Here is a 26,492-nt window from a genome sequence, read left to right as displayed (position 1 = left end):
TATGGGCTCCCCTCCCTTCCTCCCTCTACCTGCTTGAACAGCACCATGATCAAGCATGCGTCTTTGTGTCCACGACCAAACACACACTATTACTGCAACACACCGAACTGAGTGTATTACGACTGCTGGAACAACAAAGCTGCCCCGATTCCATGGCACTACTCAACCAACTTCGCCTGCAGTATGGTATTGATTGTGAGCAGGATTATCTGGATCAAAGCCTACAAAAGCTGGTAAGTTTCGGTTTACTAGAACCCGCCAGCAACTAATCTACCGAGAGGCCAAATTGGGATCCAACGAGTTTCAATTCCTTGCCGGCCGATATCGTATTTCGCTGCATACCAATATTCCGAAACTTTCCAGCTGGATTGAACAGCTATACAACCCGGAGCCGGACAGCCCCTGGGACTTTGCCGATTTCCACGTTCGAGTGTCACGCTACCGGGGCCTAGACACACTGTTTCAAAAACAAGCGAAGTTCACCTTTGCTGAACGCACCTTTTTTAACCCCTTGGAGTACGACCACGCATTCCCATTATTGGAATGGGGGCTAAACTGGTGCGTCACCAACCATATCAACACCTTCATTGTCATCCATGGTGCAGTTTTGGAGCGTAACGGATGCGCACTGGTCATGCCGGGCAACCCTGGCTCTGGGAAGAGCACCCTTTGCGCTGCGCTCAGCTTTCGCAAGCAATGGCGCCTGCTTTCTGATGAGTTAACCCTGTACGATGCCAACACCAACCAGATAACCCCCAACCCCAGACCTATTGCATTAAAAGACGGCTCAATCGACGTAGTTGGACGCTTTCACCCGCGGCTGTCATTCACTGAGCAGATCCACGACACTCACAAGGGAAGTATTTCTTACCTGCTCCCGGAATCAGAGAGCCTCAAACGCAGAATGGATAATGCAGAGCCATCGGTTCTACTGTTTCCACGCTACGATCGAGAGGCTGATGGGTGCTCACTGATGCCCATAGACAGAGCCGTGGCAATGATGCGCCTAGCGGAGCAAACATTTAATTACAGCATTCTCGGCCAGACTGCCTTTACTGGTTTGAACAGATTCGTCCGAAACAGCCGGTGTTTTGAGCTCCACTATAACGGCGACCTGGAACTGGCTTGCCAAGCCATCGAGGAACTGTTTTGAGCCCGCATCGCCCGATAATCGCCCAAGTCCTAATTGCCCCCGACAAGGCTGATCAGCTTTCACTGAAAGACTGGGACCTAGTCGTTCAGCAGGGCTATAGCGTCGACCTACTGGCACGATTAGCCATACTTCTTGACCAAAATGGCATTAAAGCTCCGGAGCGAGTTCAAGCCCACCTGGACTCAGCCAAGATGCGGGCCAACGCCCACGCCGAGGACGTTCTTATTGAGATCAAGGCAATCAATCACGCCCTGGCGCCAGCCAACATCAGACCCGTTTATCTCAAAGGCGCAGCCTATATTGTGGCTGAGGACAAGGCCTCGGCAGGCCGCTTTTTCAGTGATGTAGACATCTACATCCCCAAACAACAACTAGACAGCGCCGAAAAGTTTTTACAATGGCAGGGCTGGAAACCGGAAGAGCTCGACGAATACGACGAGCACTACTATCGGGAGTGGATGCATGAAATTCCAGCACTTATTCACCAAGAACGCGGCACCGCTATTGATGTTCACCATAACCTGCTACCGCTGATCGGACGAATACGACTCGACAGCCGCCTGCTACAAGACTCGCTGAAAAATGACCAACAAACTCTAAATCCCGAGGACCGACTGATCCACTCCGCCACCCATCTATTTTGCTCCGGGGAATTTGAAAGCGCGTTTAGAGACCTGTCTGACCTGGACCTGATGATTCGCGAATTCGGTCAGCAGGGGGAGCAATTTTGGAACAAGCTGAGCGATCGTACCGAGCAGATGGGGCTTGGAAGACTGCTGTTCTACGCAGTTCGCTATTGTCAGCAATTTTTCGAGTCCCCGGTGCCGAAATCCACTACGGCCCAACTACAGCAGTACAGCCCGAACAGATGGGCACTAAGCTGGATGGATTGGCTTTTTTTCCGTGTACTGGTACCCCATCACAGCTCCTGCCAGCCTCGCTTTAGCAGCACAGCCTGCACACTCCTGCTGATCCGCTCGCACTGGTTACGGATGCCGATAAAAACTCTTATCCCGCACCTGTTTCGAAAAGGGGTCCTCAATCCTATTCGGAATCGGGAGAAAAACCTGGAAACAGTCGATGGGGCCTGAGGACCCCAGCCATTAACCTTCGGCCGACTCAGCAGCGTTTTCCGAAGACACCTGAATCTGATGCTTGCTCAACAACGAGTACAGCGTAGGGCGTGTAACCCCCAACATCTCGGAGGCGCGTGAGATGTTGTTATCGGCATGCGCCAGCGCCCGCAGCACAACCCGTCGCTCGGCCTCCTCTCGGGCCTGTTTCAGATTGAACGGTAGCTCTTCGGCCGTTTCCGGTGCTGCCAGCCCCAGATCAATCTCGGTCACCTGCTGCCCATCGGCCATGATCACCGCACGCTTAACCCGGTTCTCCAGCTCTCGGATATTACCGGGCCAGCGAAAGGCCGCGATTGCCTGGCAGGCTTTCTCGGTAAATCCCCGCAACTGGCGCCCCTGGGCCGTTGCGAATCGATCCAACAGTGCCCGAGCAATCACGACCGCATCGCCCGGACGCTCCCTGAGCGGCGGGATGTTAATGGTGATTTCACTTAAACGGTAATACAGATCCTCACGGAAGTTACCCTCCACGATCATCTGTTCCAGGTTCTGATGGGTTGCACTGAGGATGCGAACATCGACCGGGATCTCCTCCCGACCGCCGATCCGCTCTACGGTTTTCTCCTGCAGGAAGCGCAGCAACTTGGCCTGAAGCTGCAGCGGCATATCACCGATCTCATCAAGGAACAGCGTCCCCCCATTGGCGGTCTCTATCTTCCCGGGCGTCTGCTTGGCGGCGCCGGTAAAGGCACCTTTTTCGTAACCGAACAACTCACTTTCGAGCAGGTTTTCCGGGATCGAGGCGCAGTTGATGGCGATAAAGCGCCCTTCCGTACGATCACTCAACCCATGGATAGCCCGGGCAACAACTTCTTTACCGGTACCGCTCTCTCCCAGCACCATAGCGCTGATATCCGCCGGCGCCACCCGCTCAACCATCTTGCAGACTTCGCGCATCTCGTCGGAAGCGGCAATCAAGCCGTCCAGAGGAGTGGCCGACGCTGCCAAACGACGGTTTTCCTGCTCCAGGTGGGAGAGCTTAAAGGCGCGATCGACGATCAGCCCAAGCACATCCGGATCCATCGGCTTTTGGTAGAAGTCATAAGCCCCCATCCCGACAGCCTTAACGGCATTGGACTGGTCATCGTTACCGGTAACGACAATCACTTTAGTCTGCGGTGCCAGCGCCAGTATCTGTTCCAGGATACCCAGACCAATACTGGCGTTAGCGGGATCCGGCGGTAACCCCAAATCCAGCGTCACCACTTCGGGCTCATAACGACGCAACGCATTGATCGCCGAGCTTTCATCTTCCGCAAACACCAACTGATACTGGTCGAAACACCACTTCAGCTGCTTTTGTAGCCCCAGGTCGTCTTCTACCACCAGCAGGACTTTACGCTCCTTGTTCTGACTCACTTAACTCTCGCTGATCCTGTTCTTGAAAGAGCGGCAGCAGAATACTCATTGAGGTACCCTGATGCGGCTCGCTTTCGACCTCTAAACGACCCTCACTGGCGCTGATAAACTGCTTTGCCTCATAAACTCCGATCCCCATACCGGCACTGCCTTTGGTGGTATCGAACGGCTTGAACAAGCGACTTCGGATGAACTCTCTGTCCATTCCACAACCCGTATCAGTCACCTTCAGAATCGCTTTAGATCCTTGTTTTTCTATGATTATTTCAACCTTACCCGAATCCGGCGTCGCATCCTGTGCATTCTGAACCAGGTGACAGAGCACGTCGGTAAAACGCTCCGATTCAATTCTTACCCTAACACCGCTTTGGTGTTCGGTGATAGTGGGCAAAGGCAGATTACCGGACTGCCGCTGCACGACCGTTTCGGCAACCCGGCGCAGATCAACCACATCCGTATTAACCAGCACCTGGGTCTGTTTACGCAGCTGGCTCAACAGACGATTCATTCGCCCGACCGCATTGCTCAGCGTATCCATGGCGTCATCAATAAACTCGGGATTATGACGATGCTTTTGGGCATTCTTCTCGACCAGGGCCAGCTGCGCCACGATGTTTTTAAGGTCATGAACAATAAAGGCCGAGAGCTGGTTGAAGGCTTCAAACTGCCGCGCTTCCGATAGTGATTCGCTGGTGCGCTTGAGCTCGATCATCGCCGCCAATTGACTGGCCAGCGCTTTCAACAGGTCGAAGTCCTCCCAGTTGACCGGGTGGTCAGCCCGAGGTTGAGCCAACCCGGCAATCCCGACCAGACGCCCCTGATGCAATAACGGCACCAGCAGCCATAAACCTCGGTCCGACAGCTCCGCGCGGATCGATATACGATTGTAGAGTTCGGGTTTATCACGAAACTCATTGAGATTGATCACCCAGCCGGTTTTCTCGATGAACTCCAGCAACGACTGATCGGTCAGTGGACTCAAGGCTTCGGCGATGTCGATATTGGAGCTGAATTCCGCGCGAAAATGCTCACCCTCACGAACCCAGAGAACGCCACCATTACTATCCAGCGGCTCGGTAATCCCCAGCAGCAGTTCCCGATAGTAACGAACATCCATCGGCAGCGAAGCAAACCGGGCGTTGGCCTGCATCCATTCATCGCGGTAATCGTACTTGTAACTCAGAAAGTGCTTATTGAGCCACACCGCCACCAACGAGCGAAAGCGGCCAGAGCTGACCAGAGAAACAAACAGCGTTAAGGCGGCCACGAAGAAGATGATCTGAACCGCACTGCCCATGCTGGCGCCAAACCATTTCAGGTAATAGCCCACCAGGCTCATCACCAACAGATACAGCCCTGACAACAACAAGGTGGCGGTGAAAAACACAGCCTGTCTCGAAATCCGCAACTCACGATTCCAATCACGGGTGCGCGAAACAGAGATGGCGATCAACGGAGCCGCCATCGCGGTGATATAGATTCGCGCCAACCAGAACTCGGGGTCGATACGATTAAACAGCAAGGCTTCGGAATAGAGTAGAAAGTCAAAGCCGAAAATCAGGCAGATGCTGAACAACAGGAACTTAACCGGCCACCGTTCTTCCGACGGTATGTTGCGAAACCATTGCTCGGTATAAACCAACACGGCAACCACCAGTATCAGCGGTCCCAGATAAGGAAGCGCGACCCCCAACTGAGTAACCCAACCTCCGCTTAGCCGGTCGACCAGGTTCAGCAACATCAGAATCAACGCCCCGAACAGCACAACCCAGGGAGCTTTCAACGACCAAAAGTCTTTACCACCCCGACCGAAGTCGTGAAGTTTGAGTACAAACAGCAACCAGGCCGTATTGCGCAACAACTCGACAAACACCTGATTTGCCGGATTCAGGTTACTGCCGCCATTAGAGCTCAAGGCCAGGAAGCCTGCCCAAAGCGCTGTCGTAAAGAGGGCCAGCTGCAGCCAGACTCCCAGCAAACGCTCACGCCAGATGACGACACAAAGAAAGAACACCGTCGCGTATACGCTTGTGGCAACAAACAAACCAAACAGCATCATCCGACGCCCTTCTTCATATTGACCTGATTAAAGTTGATTTTCCGGGTAAGCGATTTCAGCAGCCACATGCTCGTACAACGCCCGGACTGCCGGTTTGATATGGGCAAAGAACGATTCCAGGGTAATCTGGTAAGGAGCTCGCCAGCCGTGGAAATCGACCACCTCTCCGACCTGCTCGAACAGAATTCCCAGCCGCGCCAGATGACGGGCCATTCTCGGCTCCATCATCACCACCACGGTGCCCAAGCCCCGCTCCGAACAGCTGGCTGCCGCCGCCATATACAGGCCAACTGCGATGTAGGGGAAATTGGGGAAGCCTAAACGCCCTCGCCCGCCTTCAACGACATAGGGTTTATCCCGCTCCCCCAGGCGGCGCCGGAAGTCTCCGGTCACGGCCAGCCGGGACAGCTCGCAGTACTCACCCTGGGTTAAGCGGCTGAGGTCAAAACGGGACGGATCGATCGAATTAAAACAGTGGAGCTCGACCGGTAGCTTCTGTGCCTGGGTCTGCGGAGAGACCAGGCGTATGGTTCCGGCAACCCTTTCCTGATCCCCCCGATGGTAAATCAGAAAGTGGTCCGAATAGCTGTCACAACCATCCTGCTCCAGCTTATCGGGAAAAGCAGTGCTATCTTCGAAGGCCAGCTCTTCGCAATACACCCGGTAACGGACCTGGAAAGCCACCTGTTTCATCTGTTCGGATACGGCACGACGCACAAAGAAATAACGCTTAAAGTTATCCGCCAACTCTGTATCCGTCATCATCGATGAATCACCTCAAATTATCGACACTCAGCAACAACAAAGGGCCCACGACTACTGCCCGATCAAACCGTTTAGGTGCTTGATTGGTATAGCGTAACTGATTCCACTTGGCTTACTAAGCACATCTTCCTTGGTGGACTTGACGAACACCTGATTCAACACCCCGACCACCTCGCCGGTGTCAGGTCGATAGACCGGACTGCCACTGTTGCCGGGATAAGCCGTGGCATCCAGCTGGTAGACTTCAATCGGGTTCCGCAGGCGATTGATTTTAGACGCTTTCAGTTGTCGCGAACTGGGCGACGGTATGGCAATTGGTGTAATGGCTGAGATCAAACCTTTATGGGTTGCCGGATAAAGCCCAAGTACCGAGCCGATAGGAAAGCCGGTAAACGCGATATCCTCACCCTCCATGGCCAGGTCCGCCTCGGCCAGCTTCAGCGGCGGTAATGCCTGGCCAATTCGCAGCACGGCCAGATCGTGACGCGGGCTGCTGCGTAGAATCGTTGCCGGGTGAGACTTGGCCTGTTTCCCAACCCCCGAAAACACGATTAACCGTTCATTTCGCTCGAGATCCAGCTCCACATTGGCGACATGATGATTGGTCACGACCTGATATCCATTGCCGACGACAAAGCCGGTTCCCATCAGCCTTGCCGCCGGGCGACGACTGGGCAGATAGGTTCCGATCCCGACAATGGACGGTTTGAGTTGACGAATAGTCTCAGACAACGATGCCGCCTGCAGGGAACCTGCCGATAAATTTAACAGCAGCATCGAAACGGTAAGAATCAGCGCACGCCCCATCGCCCACTCCCTGCAAGCAAAAAATTCACAGCCAACAATAGTCATAAGAGGCTTAAATAGCTATTGTTCATTGCAGTCACGGCGCTAAATCACTGATGCCGGGGCGGCCCAAAGGATTCAAAAATAAGGAAGAACCCGATGCGCAAGAAAACCACCCACTCCGCACTCGCTATCAGCCTGATCGCCGGTCTGGCGCTGTCGGGCTGCGAAGCCGGCAAAAGCGATACGGAATTTCTGGCAGCCGCCCAACAAGACCTCGCTAACAAAGCCTATCAGAGCGCCATCATTAATCTGAAAAATGCGGTCAGTGAAGATCCACAGAATGCCCAAAGCCGAGCGTTACTCGGTAGCGCGCTACTGGCCACCAAGCAGTTTTCTGCGGCGGAAAAGGAGTACCGCAAAGCCATTGAACTCGGTGCCAATCGCCCGGAACTACTGGCGGACCTCGCTCAGATTTTGCTGGGAAAACGCCGCTACCCGGACCTTTTGAGTGAAACCGATGAACTGTCGGGAGTTCCCGCCGCAGATATCGAGCACATCCGCCTGTATCGTGGCCTGGCCGCCCTGCTGCTCAGCCGGATCGATGAAGCCCGGGAAAATTTTGATGCGATCGCGGCAGGTGGTAGTGATTTCGCAAACCTGGCGCGAGGCTACCAGGCGCTGCTCGATGATCGAACCGACGATGCGATTCCCCTGGCCACCAACATAAAAACTCCGGAGCTGCTGGTCGAAGCCAGCATTCTAAAAGCCAAAGCCCAGGCCGCCAGCGAGAAGAATCAGGAAGCCATTGACAGCTTCTCGGCGATTCTCGCCGCCAATCCTGAAAGAATAGAAATCTACCCGCAAACCATTCTGCTCCATCTCAAACAGCAGGATACGGAAGCCGCTGAAAAGACGGTCGACAAGCTCCTGAAACTTGCGCCCAATTTTGATTGGGCACTAGTGACCAAGGCGATGATCCGCTTGAATCAGCAAGACATGGAAGCCGCCCGTGAACTGTCTGAAAAAGCGATCGCCCTGCGCTCTCGGGATATTCGTGCAAAGATGATTGCCGGAATGGCGCACTTCTATCTCAACAGTTACGAGGCCAGCTCAAAGCATCTGCGTTCAATCAGCTCATCGCTACCAGCCAACCATATCGTGCAACGGATTCTGGCCTATATCGACGCCAGCCAAGGAAAGATTGATGATACCGACAATCTGCTGAGCCTGTTCGACGGCAGTAACCCCAACGATACCCGAATCCTATCCAGCCTAGCCGGAAGGCTTGCCAGCCAAGGGGAGGAGGAGCAAGCGGTTAGTCTGCTAAAACAGGGCGCCCGCTTGAAGCCTAACGATCCGGCCATTCTGACCCAGCTTGGCACTATGCAACTGCTTCAGGGCCAACAGGAAGCGGAGCAGAGCCTGAATGCCGCACTCGAACTCAACCCAGAACAAACCGGTGCCGTCAGTGCCCTGGTGCAGCAGCTGATTCAAACTCAGCAGTATGACAAGGCACGCTCTGTTGCAGAAAAGCTGTTACAGCAACAACCGGATACCGATAACAGCTACCTGCTACTGGCGGAGGTGGATTATGCGCAGCGCCAATATGCTGAGGCACTAAACACCATCAAGCGAGGACTTGAAAAGACACCCGACAACTTTCAGCTATTGATGGCCGCGGCCAAGTCCAGCGCTGCACTGGAGAATCTCCAACAAACCCACGCCTACCTGGGGCAGGCCCTGGCTGTAAATCCTACCGACCGCCTGGCCCTGCTCAATCTCTATCGCACCGAAAAAACACTCGGAGACCCCGATCAGGCCGTCCGATTTATCGATCAAACCCTGAGCCAGAATCCGGATACTGATACGGTACTGGTGGCTGCTGCCACGGTCAAAGGAGACCGGCAAGAGTACGATGCCGCCAACCAGCTATTGAGGAAAGTCGAACCGACGTCCGAGGTCTATCCCATTGCGCTGGGTTTATTGAGCAACTTTGCCCTGCGCCAGAATGACACAGCCGCCGCCATTCGCGCCGTCGATCAACTGGTCAATCTGGATCCCAGAATCGGTGATTATCAACGCCTGCTGGTCAGTCTGAAAATTCGCAACGGCGACTACAGTGCCGCCCTGACGCAAGCACAGCAGTCTCAGCAGCAATTACCCCAAGACCCCTGGTTCGAACTGCTTGAAGTACAGCTTCTGTTTAAAACCGAGCAGGTACAGCAAGCGCTGAGACGCAGCGACGCGTTCACCAGCAAGCACGGCGAAACTGCGGTTATGGCGACGCTGCTGGGCATTGAGTATGGCCGCCAGGGAGAACTGGAAAAAGCCGAGCAGCAACTGACCACCGCCTACCGCTTGAAAGCCTCCGACTCCAACGCAGCCCGGCTCTCGAAACTGCAGCAGCAGCTGGGGCAATGGCAAGCCGCCGAGTCGACGCTTCGGCAACAACTCGACAGAACGGAGAATACCCTGCCGCTACGGATCATGCTGGCCGAAATCTACCTCAAACAACCGGCGCAGCGCGAACGCGCTGTAACCGAATACCAACAACTGCTGAAAGAGCATCCGGATAACCTCGTTGCCCTGAATAACCTGGCCTCGGTCTATAACGACCTGAACCGCTACGAAGATGGCCTCCCTCTCGCAGAGCGTGCCTATCAACTGAAACCAGAGATTGCCGCTATTCAGGATACTTACGGCTATCTTCTGCTCAACACCGGTCAGAAAAACCGGGCCCTGCAATTGTTACAGCAGGCCCACGACGGCAATGAGGCTGACCCCAGCATAGCCTTCCACTATGCCGCGGCCTTGCAGCAGGACGGTCAACACGACAGAGCCCGTGAAGTGCTTCAACCGGCGGTTGATCAGGATTTCAAAGAGAAGCAGCAGGCTATCGCTCTAATGGAATTGTTGGGCCAGTAGACCCACGCGATTCAGCTGTCAGATTTTTTTACTACGCCCTTCCCAAAAAAGAGTCAGGAAAGATAAAAACAAGCAAAAACAACAGGTTGCAAAACTGGCACGCTAACTGCTTATACCTGAGTGTCGATGAACAACTGACTACTCCTCAAAAGGATGGGAATTAAAATGAAAAAACTAACTCTTGCTACTGTCGCTACCGCAAGCCTTCTGGTGAGTAGTGGCCAAGCACTGGCTTCCGATATGTATATTGACGTAGGTTCAAATACATACGAGTCAGCTCCGAACATTCTGGATGCCAACAGCACTACCGGTATCTTTAACGAATTCGGTTTCAGCCAACTGCTGGCAACCTCTGTTTACGACTTCAGCGACGGCAGCCCTCTGGGTGCGTTTTACGACACCAACATTGCAAGTGAACTGGGTTTCGCCAACGTTCCGGCAGCCGGTCTTGCACTGGACGGCGTTACCAACGTCAACCTGGTCTCCCCGAACTGCGCCGGCGGCCAGTGTGACATTGACGCCCTGAGCCCGCTGGTTCCGCCGCTGGGTTCCGACAGCGAAGGCTTCCTGCTGACTTGGGACCTGCAGCTCGAATACCACTTCGACGGCACCCTGACTCCGGGCGGCCCCGTCTACACCGGCGGTTTTGTTGACGTCATCTTCAATGACTTCAACAACGACCTTAACGACCGCGTGGTTCTGACCGCTACCCTGACCGGTTCCGACATCCAGGCAGCCAACCTTAACCTGTTCTTCGACATCACCTTCGCCGAAGTAGGTTTCCTGTTCATTGAGCAGGGCGGCACCTTCGTTGACGCCGCAGCAGGCATCCCGACCGGCAACTACGCCGAGTTCATCCTGGATACCAACGTCAACCCGCCGATCCCGACCCTCGATCAGCTGCTGCTGGTTGTTGACGACGGCGGCAACCCGAATGCCATCCGCCAAACCACTCTGGACGGTTCAGTAACTGCTCAAATTCCTGAGCCGGGCACTCTGGCCCTGTTCGGTCTGGGACTACTGGGTCTGGGAGCGACAGCCCGTCGTAAGTTCTCTTAACCAGATCGGTTCATCGACATAAAGGAAGGGGCGACTTAGTCGCCCCTTTTCTTTTGGAGCAAAGTCCAAAACAAGATCGAACTTAATCTCCCCGGTGTCACATTATTTAACGCTGCGCTTTTTCTTAACCAAACCCGAAATCCTCATCCCGCAGCGCAGATCATCCCCTAACCCAACCGTCTCAATAAAAGCCTGCGCTGAACAGCCAGCGCTAGCCCTTGGTCTTTTCTTTACCCAGCACCTTCTTGGCCACCAGGAAGGCCGCCCGCTGTAACGGATTCTTAAATCCGCCCGGTCGCCAGGTCACCTTAGCCCGGTTCAAGTAAGCATCGACATGAAACCCTTTCGGCGCTTTCACCACCGGGCCTCGGTTGAGCAGCAACTTCAACGCATTGGTTCCTGCGACTCCCGCGCAAAGATCGACCGCCATCGGCGTCGACGGCCCCTTGTGACTATCGAAATCAGCAGTCGACTCGTCGACAAGGTAATGCCGCTGCCAAACGGTCGGTGCCAATCCCACCAGAAAGCGGATCAACTGATCGCGTTCAGTCAGTCCCTCAAAGCCGAAATAGTCATCAAAACTCATGCTATCCGGCGTGAATGCGAGGAATGCGCACCCCATCCCCAAGGGAGCCGCCGTGATCGCCGGTATTCGATTTCGATGACAAGCACGGAATACGGTCTTACGCGCCTCCATGACAAAGAAATCGAGGCTGTCGACATAGAGATCAACGCCATCAAGAAACTGCTCAACATTTTCGGCGTTGACACCTTCCGGAAAGGTGCTGATTTCTGCCTCGGGATTAATGCTGAGCACCTGCTCTCGGATAACATCCAATTTTGGTCGCCCGATCGTCTGCATATTGGCACCGATCTGACGGTTAAAATTGTGAATCTCATACTCATCAAAATCAGAGAGATGGAACTTCCCCACCCCCAAGCGGGCCAGCGTCACCGCATGAGCACCGCCCACGCCGCCCAAGCCCGCAATCGCAACCCGACTGTTTCTCAGTTGCTCTTGCTCGGCTTTCGTAACCCATCCAATATTGCGCGACGTTGCCAACTGATAGTTATACATCCCTTTTCACCTGATATGATTGCGTAATGCTTCTCTATTTTGATTCCATGACTCAGGAGAATATCACTTGAAGCCGCTAAAGCTGCCTCGTCATGCGCCAGAATCTTCTGCCCTGAGCTTCGATATCGAAGATTTTTTTCAGGTCGCTGCCTTTGAGAACCAATGCCCGGTTGAATCCTGGCCCCAACACGAATGCCGCGTTGAAGCCAATGTGGAAAAGCTGCTGCAATTACTGGATGACAGCTCAACCAAAGCGACCTTTTTTACCCTCGGCTGGATCGCCGAGCGATACCCCCACCTGATCAAACGGATCGTAGACGCCGACCATGAACTAGCAAGTCATGGTTACAACCACCAGCGGATCAACCGGCTCAGTCAACAGCAGTTCCGAGACGATATCCGCTCATCCAAATCTCTGCTCGAAGAACTCTCCGGTCAGCAAGTCGATGGCTATCGCGCCCCAAGCTTCTCCTTTACCGAACAGCGCCCCTGGATCACCGACGAATTGCTCGATGCCGGCTACCGCTACAGCTCCAGCATCAATCCGGTACCGCACGATCTCTACGGCTATGCTGACGCCCCCCGCACGCCATTTCTGTGGCCCAACGGCCTACTCGAACTACCCGTTACCACCTATGAAGTGCTGGGCCGACGAATTCCTTGCGCCGGCGGCGGCTATTTCAGACTTTATCCGTACCCCGTTTTCCGTCATCTGATGCGAAAAGCGATTCAACAGCTGCAGACACCGGCGATCTATTATCTTCACCCCTGGGAGCTGGACCCGCAGCAACCTCGCATCAAAGATGCCCCGCTGAAATCACGCTTCCGGCATTACATTAATCTGGATAAAACCGAACCACGACTACGCCGACTCCTGCGTGACTTCGACTGGGCGCCGATTCGACAGCTGCAGCCGGTCAACGAGATCCTGTTTCAGCAGATTGCTTAAACATCGGCGCTGCCGCATTGTTACGCTGCAGTTTCATCGGCACGATTCGCAGCGCCGTATCGTAACCGGCCTTGAACAATTGCGACTTCTGCTCGGCTGTCAGCTTGAAATCGATCGGCGATATGGTCCCGGCCTGAACCACCACGGTCGAGTGCCAGAAGGTATCGTTGATATATTCCCGAGACATGGTGGTCATAAAGGTTCTCACCAGCATCGCCAGATACTGGCCTAACGGAATAATAGGATTTCGCTTCGGCGCGCTGGCCTCCTGTAAGCTTCGGAGACGAAAACAGAGTACCGGATCGCCCTTACCGCTCCAGTCCCTCTGCAACGCGTCTTCCGACAGAATGCTACCATCCACCAACAGATGATCCTTGAACTGTTTAAAACTGAAGAGAATGGGGATCGACATCGAAAATCGAACCGCTTTGGAAACCTTAAGCTGCGGCGTTTTCTGGCGGTCGAAAATAACCGGTCGTCCGGTCCTGACATCGGTGGCGACCACATGAAAATCCAGGCGCAGATCCTCGAACGTCGCCCCGTTCAGTTTCTGATCAATCCACTCCTCGAAGCTGTCTCCGGACGATAGCCCGCCGCTGCGTAACAGCTGGTACAGGGATTGACTGAGAAACTGAGAAAAATCAGTTTCGTTGGCGATGGAATTAATGCTCTCGACACTACGCCCACTCGCATAGAGCGCACCAACAATACTTCCCCCGGAAACACCGACCAGATGATCAAACTCTAACTGCAGCTCCTGTAACGCCGTTAAAATACCGATATGCGCCGATAACCTTGTTCCACCACCAGCTAAAATTGGGACTATCCGTGTGTCATTCATAGGTCAATTTATCATCCAGCATAACCACTTAGCGTTTTTCAGATCTACAACTGATGATAGCAACCTCAGCTCAAAACAACTGCCAAATCGCAATAATTTAAGAGAAACTTTTTGCTCTGAAACGACCAGTATCGTGCAAACGGTCCCACAATGAATCGATATCTACTCCGCCAATGGTTTTTTAGTCTTCTTTTCACCGTTGCCGGCCCAACTATGGCCAATCCGTGGGTCGTGTATAACTCCGATCAACTTCAGCGCAGACTAGCACAACTCCGGGCCGGCGATACCTTGCTACTCGCCCCGGGTGACTACCAACTCGGGCGTTTCCAGACCCTCCATGCTGGAAGTACGGATCAACCGATCCGGGTCAAGGCGCAATCCCCATCGGAGACTCGTATTCTTACCTCAGAAAACGAAACCTTTGTCATTCACCATAGTCACTGGCACTTCATCAACCTGACGCTAATCGGAAACCAAGCCAGCGAGCACGCGTTCCACATCAGCGGTGATGCCGATTATGTATTGATACAAAGTTGCCATCTGCAGAATTTCGATAATCACATCAAAGCCAACGGTACCGAGACCGGCTTCCCCGACAATCTAACCATTGAGGGCTGCGAACTCTTTAACGAAAGACCGCGTTCCGGGCGAAAACCCTCCTCCCCCATCGATATCATCGGCAGCAGCAACGTCAACATACGCAATAACTACCTGCATGATTTCGGCAACGACCTGGATGGCGGAATCAGCTACGGCATGTTCTTGAAGGGCCGCTCCAACCACGGCCGGATCGAGCAGAATCTGATTGTCTGCGCAGACAAACACCAGGGTATCCGTGCCGGTATTTCACTTGGAGGTGGCGGGACCGCACCGCAGTTCTGTGCCGACAGCCGTTGTGACTATGAGCACCAGAACGGACTGATCAGCAACAATATCATCACCAACTGCACCGATGCCGGGATACACCTGCGCAACGCCAAGCGCAGCCAAATCATTACCAACACCCTGTTGTTTACGGCCGGGATCGATATCGATCCGGGTAACAGCTCGGCCACGCTGTATCGCAATTATATCGGCGGTACAGTCAACCAAGGCAAGGGCGCAACAGTCCGATTAATGGGTAACCGGATTACCGGTTCCAACTGGTCCATCTACCACCCCAAGATTCACCGCTGGCTCGAGCAACCGTTACCGGCGGTTCCACGTTGGCTCCAGAACAGCCCTCTTGGCCTCGGGCACGAACAGGTTAGACAGGATTTCCATGAGCCGGAAAAACTCGACCTTACCCCCACCGAAACCACGCACTTCACCGCCCCCCCGGCATCGCCGCCAAACCTGCAACTTCCGGCCCAGGACTACCGGGGAAACCCTCGCGGCAAAACCCCCTGGATCGGCGCGCTGGACTACGATATTTCCAGCCCTGTTGTCCTAAAAAACAGCCCCGTAAAGACGCAATAACGCCACTGAGCTCGAATTAAATGATTTTTCTTAAACTTCTAGCCTTAAGCGGCAGAAAACGAGCGGAAAAACTTGTTAATATCGGTGCCTTGAACAACGCAAACAAACCTTTAACGAAACAGGGATCGTCGAGTCTTGCTGCATATCGTTCATATCGTTTTCAGCTTTGACGTCGGGGGGCTGGAAAACGGGATCGTCAACATCCTGAATCGGCTCCCCCAGCAGCGCTATCGACATAGCATCGTCTGCCTGACGAGCTATAACCCCGAGTTCGCTCAGCGTCTAAACGCAACCAATGTGGAACTCTATTCCCTGCATAAAAAACCGGGTAAAGACCCGGCCTACCTGCTGAGGCTTTGGCGCCTTCTCCGCAAGCTCAAGCCAAACATCGTCCACAGCCGCAACCTGACCACACTGGAATGTCAATTTATCGCCTGGCTCAGCGGTTGCCGTCATCGTATACACGGCGAGCACGGCTGGGATTCCGACGCCGATAAAGTTGCCGATCGTCCGGTCAAGATACGTCGCCTATTCAAGCCGTTTATCAGTCAGTACATCGCACTATCCAGCGAAGGTGAGACCTATCTACGGCAGCGGGTCATGGTCGAGGGGGAGCGAATCAGCCGCATCTGTAACGGCGTCGATACCGAACGCTTCCATCCGTCCGAACAGCACGACGATCAACGACTGGTTATCGGCACCGTCGGACGTCTGGCTGAAGTAAAGAACCAGGCACTGTTGATTCGCGCCGCCCATCGGTTGCTGCAACAGCGCCCCGAGCTGAATGACAAGTTGCAGATTAATATCATCGGTGACGGTCCCGATTATCCGAAGCTGCAGCAGCTGATCGAACAGTACAACCTTCAACAGCTTTGTCGACTGGTCGGCAACCGTAACGATATTCCCGATGCCATGCGTGAGCTGTGTCTCTATGTTCAGCCTTCCAAGGCCGAAGGCATCTCCAACACGATCCTGGAGGCGATGGCGTCAGGATTGGCCGTTATCGCGACCGACGTGGGTGGCGCCCGGGATCTGCTGTTACCCGGTCAACAGGGTGTTCTAATCCCCAGCGACGATGATCAGGCACTGGCCGATGCCATCAGCCACTATGCGGACCATCGAGACCTGCTGCGCCAACAGGGTGACGCGGGCCGCCGTCGCTGCGAAGAGCTGTTCAGCCTCGACGGCATGACAGCCCAATACGACAACCTCTATCAGGGTTTGGTTTCGACCAGCTCCCTTCAACGCGTTCAAGGATAGTTTTCCTATGTGTGGAATCGCCGGAATTTTTCACCGCCAACCCGGAGTTGAGATCGACCGAGCACTGTTGGGACGGATGAACAGTATTCAGTCCCACCGTGGTCCGGATGACGACGGCTACCACTTTGACAGCAGCATCGGCCTGGCCCATCGCCGCCTTTCCATTATCGACCTTGCAGGTGGGCACCAACCGATCTATAACGAAACCGGTTCGGTCTGCGTGGTGTTTAACGGCGAGATTTACAACTTTGCCGAACTGGCCGAGGAACTGACCGAGCTGGGGCACCAGTTCAAGACCCGCAGCGACACCGAAACCATCGTCCACGCCTGGGAGCAATGGGGCCCGGATTGCGTCACTCGATTCCGCGGCATGTTCGCATTCGCGATCTGGGACAACGACAAGAAACAGCTGTTTCTGGCCCGCGATCGACTGGGGATCAAACCGCTGTTTTACAGCCAATTACCTTGCGGCGAACTGATCTTCGGCTCGGAGCTGAAAGTACTGACTCAGCACCCGCAATGCCCGCGCGCCATCGATAACCACAGCGTCGAGGATTACTTTGCGCTGGGTTATGTGCCGGAGCCCAAAACCATCTATCAGGGCGTCAACAAGCTCGAACCCGGCCATACCCTGCTGGTTCAGCACGGTGACCTGCCGCTGCAGCCCCAGCGTTACTGGGATATCCCGATGGATCAGACCCCGGTCAGCGAAACCGATATCAGGGAGCAACTGGTCGAGCGCCTCAAGGAAGCGGTCGATATCCGTCTGATCTCGGAGGTACCTCTGGGCGCGTTCCTGTCCGGCGGTGTCGACTCCTCTGCCGTCGTGGCCTTGATGGCACAACTACAGGACGACCCGGTCAACACCTGCTCTATCGGCTTCGACGTGGCTGAATTCAATGAAACCGACTTCGCCCAGACCGTCGCCGAACGCTATCAGACCAACCATCATGTCAAAACTGTCAGCTCCAACGATTTCGGCCTGATCGATAAACTGTCGGAGCTTTACGACGAGCCCTACGCCGACAGCTCGGCGATGCCGACCTATCGCGTCTGCCAGCTGGCCCGAGAGCGCGTCACCGTGGCACTTTCCGGTGACGGTGGTGATGAGCTGCTGGCGGGGTATCGGCGCTACAACTGGCACCTCAAAGAAGAGGCCTTCCGTCAGAAGCTGCCATTGGGACTGCGCCGTCCGCTGTTTGGCACTCTGGGCCGCGTCTATCCGAAACTCGACTGGGCACCGCGATATCTGCGCGGTAAAACCACCTTCCAATCGATGTCCTACGACTGGGTCGAGGGCTATCTGAACAGCATGTCGATCCTGCGTGCCGATGAACGCCAGCGGTTGTTCAGCGATCAGTTTAAGCGCGATCTGAACGGCTACTCCGCCCTGGAAGTGTTCCGCCAGCATGCCGCCAACTGCCCCACTGATCATCCGTTGTCTCAGGTCCAGTATCTGGACATGAAGACCTATCTGGTGGGTGACATTCTGACCAAGGTGGACCGCGCTTCGATGGCGCATAGCCTGGAGGTACGGGTCCCTATCCTTGATCACAAGTTTGTCGAATGGGCCGCCGGCATTTCACCGGAGCAACGCCTGCAAGGCAGTGAAGGCAAGGCGGTCTTTAAGCAAGCCATGGAGCCTCATCTGCCCCAGGATGTGCTCTACCGCAAGAAGATGGGCTTTGCCGTACCGCTATGCGATTGGTTCCGTGGCCCGCTGAAGCAGAAACTGGAGAGTTCACTATTGAGCGAACACATGCTCGACTCCGGCTTGTTCAATCCGGACACCCTGCGCTGGCTGGTTCGCAGCCACCTTAACGGCACCCGTGACAACAGCGCCTCACTCTGGACCTCGCTGATGTTCGAGCGATTCCTCAACCGGGAAGCCAACTAAGATGTGCGGCATCCATGGTTTGATCAGCCTGTCCGGTCAACAGCCGGTACTGGAGGCTCACCTGCAGGCGATGGGCGATATCACCGTTCACCGCGGTCCCGATGACAGCGGCCACCATATTGCCGAGGGAGTCGGCATCGGTATGCGCCGGTTGTCGATCATCGACCTGGCCGGCGGTCACCAGCCGATCAGCAATGCCGATGACAGCTTGCAGCTGGTCTGCAACGGTGAGATCTACAATTTCCGCGAACTGCGTCAGCAGATGCAGGAACGGGGTTATCAGTTCAAGACCGGATCCGATGTCGAGGTGATCCTGCCGCTGTATGAGGCCTACGGCGACGACTGCATTAACCACCTCAACGGCATGTTTGCGTTCGCCCTGCACGACCGTAAACGTCGACGCACTCTGATCGCACGCGATCGACTCGGCATCAAACCGCTCTACTATGCCCGCAGTGAAACCCACAACGGCGACTATCTGGCGTTCTCCACCGAAGCCAAAGCGATCCTGGCGCTGCCGATGTTCCAGGCCGAGCTCAACCACGAAGCATTACCGGCCTATCTGCAACTGGGCTATGTCCCGGCACCTCAGACCATGTTCAAGGGCGTCGAAAAACTCGAAGTCGCCTCCAGCCTGGTAATCGAGCACGGCAACGTCAGCGTCCGACAATACTGGCAGCCCGACTTTACCCCGAAGCAACAGAGCCCGCAGGAATGGGCCGAGCAGGTCGGGGAAAAAATCGAGCAGGCGGTCAAACGTCAGATGGTCAGTGACGTGCCGATCGGCGCCTTCCTGTCCGGCGGTATCGATTCCAGTGCCGTCGTGGCTATGATGGCCAAGCACAGCAGTCAGCCGGTCAAGAGCTACGCCATCGGTTTCGATACCGGTAAAGCCGGGAAGTTTTTCAACGAACTCCCCTACGCCCGCCAGGTAGCGGAGCTGTTCGGCACCGATCACCGTGAGATTCTGGTCCGTCCCGACATCGTCGAACTACTGCCAAAGCTGCTGTGGCATATGGATGAACCGATTGCCGACAGTGCCTATATCACCACCTACCTGGTTTCAGAGTTTGCCCGCCGTGACGTCACCGTGATTCTGTCCGGCGTCGGCGGCGATGAACTGTTCGCCGGTTACCGTCGTTATCAGGGCGAGCACTACATCGGCCACTATCACCGAGTTCCGGCCTGGCTAAGGCGCAATCTGGTGGCCCCGCTGGCTCGTCGATTACCGGCCGACCGGCATTCAAAATGGCTCAACTACATGCGCCTGGCTCGCAGCTTTATCAATAGCGCAGAGCTTAGCTTTGACGAACGTTATCAAAGCTATATCGAAGTCTTTTCAAAAGATCTTCAGGATCAACTGTTGCTCAAACCGAGTCCGCGCTCCGACCGAACCAGCCGCTTGCTGAGCCAAAGCCGAGCCCAGCAAGGGCTGTGGAAGATGTTTGACCTGGACCGCCAAACCCAGCTGCCTGACGACCTGCTGATGCTGACCGACAAGATGTCGATGGCCACCTCGCTCGAATGCCGGGTGCCACTGTTGGATCAGGAACTGGTCGATCTGGCCACGGGAATTCCGGAGCAGACCCTGTTAGCCAAGGGTGAGCTCAAAACCGTGCTCAAGCGCAGCCTGAAAGGCGTCCTGCCGGACTCGATCCTCTATCGCGCCAAACGCGGTTTTGGTGCCCCCATGGGAGCCTGGTTAAAATCGGAACTAACCGGTCTGCGTGCCAGCCTGTTGAACCAGCAGGCCGTTGAAGCCCGGGGACTGTTCGACTGGCAAGTGATTGCGCGCACCATCGAACAACATGATCGTAACCAAGCCGATCACACCGAACACCTGCTGGCCCTGATGAATCTGGAGATATGGTGCCGCCTCTATCTGGACGGCATCTCCAGCACGACAATGAGCGAAACGCTCAAAGAGGCGATCTGATGAATATCCTCTATATCTGCCACCGTTTCCCCTATCCACCCAAACGAGGCGGCAAGATTCGCCCGTTCAACATGATCAGCCACCTGAGTCGTCAGGGTCATAAGGTCTGGGTCTGTTCGCTGGTGCGTGGGGATCAGGAAGCGGCCGAAACCTCAGGTATCGAACAGCACTGCCATCACCACTTTATGGCTCAGGTTGATAACAAGCTGCAAACGCTGCGGATGGTAGCGCGCCTGCCGTTACCGACGCCGTCGTCGATGGGCTTTTTCTACTCCGCCAAACTCAAGGCCCATATCGACCAGCTGCTGGCTCGGGAAAAATTCGACCTGATCTTCGTCCACTGTTCCTCGGTTGCCCAATACGTTGCCGATGTGACCGGAATTCCAAAGATCCTTGATTACGGCGACATGGATTCGCAAAAGTGGCTGACCTACACCCGCTTTAAACCGTTCCCGCTGAATATGGGGTACTGGCTTGAAGGCAGCAAGATGGAGCGGGCCGAGAAGCAGCTGGCCAAGCATTTCGATATGGCAACCTGCACCACCCGCGCCGAGTGGCAGACGCTGGAAGACTACCGTACCGGTATCGCCACCGACTGGTTCCCCAATGGGGTGGACAGCGACTTTTTTAAGCCCGATGGCGAAGGCTATGATCCGAACGCCATCTCCTTTATCGGGCGAATGGACTATTACCCCAATCAGCACTGTATGCTGGAATTCTGCGACAAGGTGTTACCGCTTTTACGTCAACGCTTACCGGAGGTTAAACTCTTTATCGTGGGTGCAGACCCCAGTAAGGAGATCTGGGCACTGGACAAGCTGGACGGGGTTACGGTAACCGGTTCGGTCGATGATGTCAGACCCTATATACAGCGCACCGCGGCCATGGTGGCACCGCTGGCCATCGCCCGTGGCACCCAAAACAAGATTCTGGAAGCGATGGCGATGGGGGTTCCTGTGGTCAGCAGCCGGCAAGCAGCCGGCGGCATCGACGCCGTGGCCGGCGAGCACTTTCTGGTGGCCGACACCCCCCAGGAATATGCCGATGCCCTGCTATCGCTGATGAGCGACGAAAACCGGCGCAAACACTATGCCGACGCAGGTCGCAATCGGGTCCTGAGCAACCATAACTGGCCCGCCTCGATGGCACGACTGGACGGCATCATCGATCAATGTATTAAGGCGACAACGGGCACAACGCCCTCCAAGGAAGCAGCATTATGCGATTAAGTATTTTCGGTCTGGGATACGTCGGATCAGTCTCTCTGGGCTGCCTGGCCAAGGATGGGAACCATGTCATCGGCGTCGATATCGACCCGGTCAAACTCGGTCTGATTGCCGATGGAAAAAGCCCGGTCATCGAAGAGGGTATGCCCGAGCTGATCGCCGAAGCCGTTGCTTCCGGCCGAGTCAGTGTCACCGATGATGTCCGTCAGGGGCTGATGCAGAGTGATATCAGCTTTATCTGTGTCGGTACCCCATCGCTGAGTAACGGCGATCAGAACCAGACCGCAATCCTGCGCCTGACCGAGCAACTGGGTGAAGCCTTGAAAGAAAAGTCGGAGCACCACACCTTGGTGTTCCGCTCGACCCTGGTGCCGGGAACGGTTGAAAAAACCCTGATCCCGATGCTGGAGTCGATCTCCGGCAAACGCGACGGCGTTGAGTTCGATGTCGGCTACCAACCCGAATTCCTGCGTGAAGGCAGCTCGATCAAGGACTACTACAACCCGCCTTTCACCATTATCGGCGCCTCCAATGCGCAGGCCCACGAGCGTCTTCGTGAACTCTACAGCAACCTGCCCTGCGAATATCGCGAGACCAGCATCGCCACCGCGGAAACCATGAAGTACTTCTGCAACATCTTCCACGCGGTCAAGATCACCTTCGCCAACGAAGTGGCGCGCCTTTGCGACGGCATGGAGGTCGACCCCCACGAAGTGATGGGGCTGCTGTGCGAAGACAAACAGCTCAATATCTCCACCGCCTATATGAAGCCGGGCTTCGCCTTCGGTGGCTCCTGTCTACCGAAGGATCTCCGTGCGATGCAGTATCAGGCCAAACGCCACGACATTGAGATCCCGATGCTGGGACATGTGCTGCGCTCCAACGAGGCTCATCTGGATCTGGCCCTGCAGAAAGCCCTGGCTTGGAAAGAGCAACACGGCGGCCGCAAAGTCGCCATGCTGGGTCTGAGCTTCAAGCCCGGCACCGACGATTTGCGTGAAAGCCCACTGGTGATGCTGGCCGAGCAACTGATCGGCAAAGGCATGCAGCTGTCGGTTTATGATCCCAATGTCAGCCTGTCACGACTGCTGGGTGCCAATAAGCGCTTTATCGAAAACACCATTCCCCATATCGGCGAACTGATGAGCGAAGACCTGACACCGATGATCGAGCAGGCCGATATCGTCATCGTGGGTCAAAATCATCGCGATGCGCTGGCAACGCTGGCTAAGCACTGCCGCAGTGACCAATTGATTCTGGACCTGATCAATCAGCCCCAGCTGCGTGAACTGGACGCCAGCTACCAGGGACTGAGCTGGTAACCGACGATGCTAGCCCGCCGCCCGCTACTGCTGATCGCTGCGTTGATGCTGCTACCCCTGATCTGGCTGGCGGTCTTGGCGTGGCCGGAACCGGGCAGACCGGCCACCACGGAGTTGGTACGCCTTCGTAATGCGTTACTGATCGAGCCGTCGGCCCAGCAGGATTTCGACTGGCTGCCAAAACAACGCCCGACGGACTTCCTGGTCGACAGTACGCCACTGCCACCACCGATGCAGCAGTGGCTTGCCGCCTTGCCGCCCCAGCCCAATGACTGGCAACAGATCCTAAGCCTGTCCGAGCACCTGCGTGCCAAGGGCCCCAGTGGAGGGGCTTTACAGGCAAGCACACTGGTCAGCTTTGAACGCATTACCCGCGACGGCATCGGTTACTGTGCCGATTACATCCAGGTGATCAACGCCTTGGCTCAGGGAGCGGGTATTCCCGTGCGCGAATGGGGTATGTCGTTCGACGGTTTCGGGGGTTGGGGCCATGCATTCAGTGAATTTTACAGTCAGCACCTGGATCAATGGGTGTTTGTCGACGTCTTTAACGGTTTCTATGTCACTCTGCAGGATTCCGATAGCCCGCTGTCGGTCCAGCAGCTTCAGCAACAACTGCACCAAGACCCTGCCCAATTGCAGATTCACCGGCTCAAGCAGGGCCGTTTCGGGATGAAATCGGATCAGGTAGCCATCGATTATTACCTGCGCGGTAAAGATCAGTTTTATCTCTGGTGGGGTACCAACCCGCTGACGTTCGACCGGCACCCACTGATCAGCACCAGCGCGGTACTGTCGCGCTCAGCCGAACAGATGGTTGCTCTATTGCTGGATATCCACCCCCGAATCCGCGTCAATCGTCCCGAAGACAACGCCTCCATGGTTGCGCAGATGCTCAGCACCAAGTATCAGCTTTGGGCCATCACGCTGATCGAAGTGGTGTTGGCTCTGGCTTTCCTGATTTTCTGGTATCGCTCCCGCAAGCGCTCACCTTCCAAAGGGCTCTCCTGAAATGCGCGTACTGCATATTTTTGACCACTCCATCCCACTGCACAGCGGCTACACCTTCCGCAGCCTGGCTATCTTGAGAGAGCAGCGCCGTTTGGGTATTGAGACCTGGCACCTGACCAGCAGTAAGCATTACGCCAGTGACGCGTTGGTCGAAGATATCGATAACTATCGCTTTTACCGTACCCCCAAGGGCGCACTGGCGAAACTTCCGGTACTCGGCCAATACGACGTTGTGGCCGGACTGAAGAAACGGCTTCATCAGCTATGCGATGAGATCGATCCGCAAATCCTGCATGCCCACTCCCCCTCACTGAATGCCCTGGCTGCTGCCTCAGTGGCCAAAGCACGTGGCATCCCATTCGTTTATGAAATGCGCGCCTCCTGGGAGGACGCGGCGGTCAGTCACGGCACCTGCAAGGAGGGAAGCCTCCGTTACCAGATCAGCCAGAAACTGGAGCAAAAAGCGCTCAGAAGCGCCGATCATGTGGTCACCATCTGCCAGGGGTTGTCGGACCGGGTTCAGAGCTGGGGGGTTCCGGCGGATCGGATCACCGTGATCCACAACGGAGTTGATCTGGAGGCGTTTGCACCGCAGGACAGCAAACCCTCGGAGCTGGTCGAACGCTATCAATTGCAGGGCAAAACCGTATTGGGCTTCCTCGGCTCTTTCTATCGCTACGAAGGTTTGCACCTGTTGCTAGAAGCGCTACCGCAAATGCTGCAAAAGCACCCGAATCTTCATCTATTGCTGGTCGGCGGTGGGGTCGAGGAACAGGCGCTTAAACAGCAAACCGAGCAACTGGGACTGCAGCAACAGGTGACCTTTACCGGCCGGGTACCCCATCAGCAGATCGGTGACTTCTACGGCCTAATCGATCTGTTTGTCTATCCCCGCGAGTCCATTCTGTTAACCGAGATCGTCACCCCGCTCAAACCACTTGAGGCGATGGCCAACCATGGTCTGGTGCTGGCATCGGATATCGGCGGTCACCGGGAGATGATCGAATCAGGGCACAACGGCTACCTGTTCCGTCCCGATGATCCCCAGGCGCTGGCCGCCAAGGCGATCGAGTTGCTCGACAATCCGCAGCAATGGCCGGACATGCGACAGGCCGGGCGTGATTACGTTGAACAGCAACGCTGTTGGAAGAACTCGGTACGGCAGATCGAACCGGTTTACCAGCGCCTGGTGGCCTCATGAAGATTGCCCTGGTCGGCCCCACACCGCCACCCAACGGCGGCATGGCAATGCAAACATTGCAGCTGCAGCAGCTGTTGCAGCAGCGTGGCCATCAGGTCACGCTGATCAGTGTCAATGCTCCCTACCGACCTGCCATCGCCGGCAAAATACCGGTTCTTCGCGCCCTGTTTCGATTGCTGCCCTACCTGTTCCGACTGATGATCGATCTGCGCAAGCACGATGTGGTGCATTTGATGGCCAACTCCGGATGGGCCTGGTACCTGTTCTGTGCTCCGGCCATTCATATTGCCCATCTGTTCGGCGTTCCCTGCGTGGTGAATTACCGGGGTGGGCTGGCCAATGATTTCCTGCAGACCGCCGCCTCTCGGGTGCGCTTCAGCATGAAGCGGGTACAACGCCTTGTGGTCCCGAGTGGTTTTCTGCAGCAGGTGTTCGGCAACTATGCGATCGAAGCAGAGATTGTCCCCAACATCGTCAACCTGGAATTGTTTCGATATCGCGAGCCCCAGCCTATCGGCAAGGCACCGCATCTGGTAGTCACCCGTAACTTGGAGGCACTCTACGGCAATCGCTATGCCATCGAAGCCTTGGCCAAACTCTCACAGATCTACCCCGACAGCCGCATGACCCTCGCCGGTGACGGGCCGGACCGTCCGGCGCTTGAACAGCTCGTCAACGATCTTGGCCTTAGCGAACGGGTCCGATTCAGTGGACGACTGGAGCGCCAGCAGATCGCCGACCTCTATGCCGAAGCCGATATTCTGCTGAATCCGACCACCGCCGATAACATGCCCAACTCGCTGCTCGAAGCGATGGCCTGCGGTGTACCCGTCATCACCACCAACGTCGGCGGTATTCCATTTATGGTGGAAGACCAACATACCGCACTGTTGGTTAGCCCACGCGATTCAGAAGCCCTGGCAAATGCTGTCGATCAGTTGATCCAGAGTCCGGCACTGGTGGAAAAACTCAGCCGCAACGCCCGTGAGCAAGTCGGCAACTACCACCCCGGCACCGTCCTTCCACGCTGGGAACAGTGCTATAACCAGATGCGGGAGGCCTGCTGAG

Annotated in this window: 20 protein-coding genes; 14 read left to right on the top strand and 6 right to left on the bottom strand. The window is 55.5% G+C overall.

Translation table 11 applies throughout. The features are described from left to right. Positions 1 to 286: 286 nt before the first annotated feature. A complete protein-coding gene (locus tag ACO05M_RS11545) occupies positions 287 to 1,153 on the top strand; it encodes an HprK-related kinase A (protein ID WP_421862774.1) in 867 nt (288 codons plus the stop codon). After that, a complete protein-coding gene (locus tag ACO05M_RS11540) occupies positions 1,150 to 2,244 on the top strand; it encodes a nucleotidyltransferase domain-containing protein (protein ID WP_421862772.1) in 1,095 nt (364 codons plus the stop codon). Before ACO05M_RS11545 ends, ACO05M_RS11540 begins: the two co-directional genes overlap by 4 nt. A gap of 12 nt (positions 2,245 to 2,256) precedes the next feature. Here the strand turns inward: ACO05M_RS11540 and prsR are convergent, their stop codons facing one another. Genes prsR through ACO05M_RS11520 form a run of 4 tightly spaced genes read right to left on the bottom strand, consistent with a single transcriptional unit; the run spans position 2,257 to position 7,279 of the window. Further along, positions 2,257 to 3,648 carry a PEP-CTERM-box response regulator transcription factor gene (gene prsR, locus ACO05M_RS11535; RefSeq protein ID WP_421862769.1) on the bottom strand — a complete coding sequence of 464 codons (1,392 nt, stop codon included), beginning with the start codon at positions 3,646 to 3,648 and terminating at the stop codon, positions 2,257 to 2,259. Further along, on the bottom strand, positions 3,626 to 5,707 hold the full coding sequence (prsK, locus tag ACO05M_RS11530; protein ID WP_421862766.1) for an XrtA/PEP-CTERM system histidine kinase PrsK: 2,082 nt from the start codon (positions 5,705 to 5,707) through the stop codon (positions 3,626 to 3,628). The genes prsR and prsK overlap by 23 nt, the downstream gene beginning before the upstream one ends. Before the next feature lie 27 nt (positions 5,708 to 5,734). After that, positions 5,735 to 6,472, bottom strand: coding sequence for a PEP-CTERM/exosortase system-associated acyltransferase (locus tag ACO05M_RS11525; protein WP_421862763.1), 738 nt, complete (start codon positions 6,470 to 6,472; stop codon positions 5,735 to 5,737). Between the two features lie 51 nt (positions 6,473 to 6,523). Next, positions 6,524 to 7,279 (bottom strand): S1 family peptidase, encoded by a 756-nt coding sequence (locus ACO05M_RS11520; RefSeq protein WP_421862761.1) that lies wholly within the window; start codon positions 7,277 to 7,279, stop codon positions 6,524 to 6,526. 138 nt (positions 7,280 to 7,417) lie between these two features. On the opposite strand from ACO05M_RS11520, the gene prsT reads away from it, so the two are divergent. Further along, on the top strand, positions 7,418 to 10,186 hold the full coding sequence (prsT, locus tag ACO05M_RS11515; RefSeq protein WP_421862759.1) for an XrtA/PEP-CTERM system TPR-repeat protein PrsT: 2,769 nt from the start codon (positions 7,418 to 7,420) through the stop codon (positions 10,184 to 10,186). Between the two features lie 165 nt (positions 10,187 to 10,351). Then, positions 10,352 to 11,245 carry a PEP-CTERM sorting domain-containing protein gene (locus ACO05M_RS11510; protein ID WP_421862757.1) on the top strand — a complete coding sequence of 298 codons (894 nt, stop codon included), beginning with the start codon at positions 10,352 to 10,354 and terminating at the stop codon, positions 11,243 to 11,245. A 211-nt stretch (positions 11,246 to 11,456) separates the two neighbouring features. Here ACO05M_RS11510 and ACO05M_RS11505 read toward each other — a convergent pair whose 3' ends face one another. Next, positions 11,457 to 12,323, bottom strand: a complete 867-nt coding sequence (locus tag ACO05M_RS11505) for a ThiF family adenylyltransferase (RefSeq protein WP_421862755.1) — start codon at positions 12,321 to 12,323, stop codon at positions 11,457 to 11,459. A gap of 67 nt (positions 12,324 to 12,390) precedes the next feature. Here ACO05M_RS11505 and ACO05M_RS11500 point away from each other — a divergent pair, with 67 nt between their 5' ends. Further along, positions 12,391 to 13,272: an XrtA system polysaccharide deacetylase gene (locus ACO05M_RS11500; RefSeq protein ID WP_421862753.1), complete on the top strand. Its 882-nt coding sequence runs from the start codon at positions 12,391 to 12,393 to the stop codon at positions 13,270 to 13,272. Here the strand turns inward: ACO05M_RS11500 and ACO05M_RS11495 are convergent. Beyond that, positions 13,241 to 14,113, bottom strand: coding sequence for a patatin-like phospholipase family protein (locus tag ACO05M_RS11495; protein ID WP_421862750.1), 873 nt, complete (start codon positions 14,111 to 14,113; stop codon positions 13,241 to 13,243). The genes ACO05M_RS11500 and ACO05M_RS11495 overlap by 32 nt on opposite strands. 288 nt (positions 14,114 to 14,401) lie before the next feature. Here ACO05M_RS11495 and ACO05M_RS11490 point away from each other — a divergent pair, with 288 nt between their 5' ends. The 9 genes from ACO05M_RS11490 (at position 14,402) to ACO05M_RS11450 (ending at position 26,491) form a co-directional block, all read left to right on the top strand. Then, positions 14,402 to 15,571: a right-handed parallel beta-helix repeat-containing protein gene (locus ACO05M_RS11490; protein ID WP_421862748.1), complete on the top strand. Its 1,170-nt coding sequence runs from the start codon at positions 14,402 to 14,404 to the stop codon at positions 15,569 to 15,571. 135 nt (positions 15,572 to 15,706) lie between these two features. After that, positions 15,707 to 16,831 (top strand): TIGR03088 family PEP-CTERM/XrtA system glycosyltransferase, encoded by a 1,125-nt coding sequence (locus tag ACO05M_RS11485; RefSeq protein ID WP_421862745.1) that lies wholly within the window; start codon positions 15,707 to 15,709, stop codon positions 16,829 to 16,831. Between the two features lie 7 nt (positions 16,832 to 16,838). Then, positions 16,839 to 18,728, top strand: a complete 1,890-nt coding sequence (locus tag ACO05M_RS11480) for an XrtA/PEP-CTERM system amidotransferase (RefSeq protein ID WP_421862743.1) — start codon at positions 16,839 to 16,841, stop codon at positions 18,726 to 18,728. A 1-nt stretch (position 18,729) separates the two neighbouring features. After that, positions 18,730 to 20,664, top strand: coding sequence for an asparagine synthase (glutamine-hydrolyzing) (gene asnB, locus ACO05M_RS11475; RefSeq protein ID WP_421862741.1), 1,935 nt, complete (start codon positions 18,730 to 18,732; stop codon positions 20,662 to 20,664). Then, complete coding sequence (locus tag ACO05M_RS11470; protein WP_421862740.1) at positions 20,664 to 21,893, top strand: TIGR03087 family PEP-CTERM/XrtA system glycosyltransferase; 1,230 nt, start codon at positions 20,664 to 20,666, stop codon at positions 21,891 to 21,893. The genes asnB and ACO05M_RS11470 overlap by 1 nt, the downstream gene beginning before the upstream one ends. After that, entirely contained in the window at positions 21,884 to 23,212 is a 1,329-nt protein-coding gene (locus tag ACO05M_RS11465) for a nucleotide sugar dehydrogenase (RefSeq protein WP_421862738.1), read from the top strand. The genes ACO05M_RS11470 and ACO05M_RS11465 overlap by 10 nt, the downstream gene beginning before the upstream one ends. A 6-nt stretch (positions 23,213 to 23,218) precedes the next feature. Then, entirely contained in the window at positions 23,219 to 24,223 is a 1,005-nt protein-coding gene (locus ACO05M_RS11460; RefSeq protein ID WP_421862735.1) for a hypothetical protein, read from the top strand. A gap of 1 nt (position 24,224) precedes the next feature. Next, positions 24,225 to 25,424 carry a TIGR04063 family PEP-CTERM/XrtA system glycosyltransferase gene (locus tag ACO05M_RS11455; RefSeq protein ID WP_421862732.1) on the top strand — a complete coding sequence of 400 codons (1,200 nt, stop codon included), beginning with the start codon at positions 24,225 to 24,227 and terminating at the stop codon, positions 25,422 to 25,424. Then, a complete protein-coding gene (locus ACO05M_RS11450; RefSeq protein ID WP_421862729.1) occupies positions 25,421 to 26,491 on the top strand; it encodes a glycosyltransferase family 4 protein in 1,071 nt (356 codons plus the stop codon). The genes ACO05M_RS11455 and ACO05M_RS11450 overlap by 4 nt, the downstream gene beginning before the upstream one ends. Position 26,492 lies beyond the last annotated feature (1 nt).

The organism is Motiliproteus sp. (genome assembly GCF_965230735.1).
GTDB lineage: Bacteria > Pseudomonadota > Gammaproteobacteria > Pseudomonadales > Balneatricaceae > Motiliproteus.
This window is presented reverse-complemented; position numbering and strand designations above follow the sequence as displayed.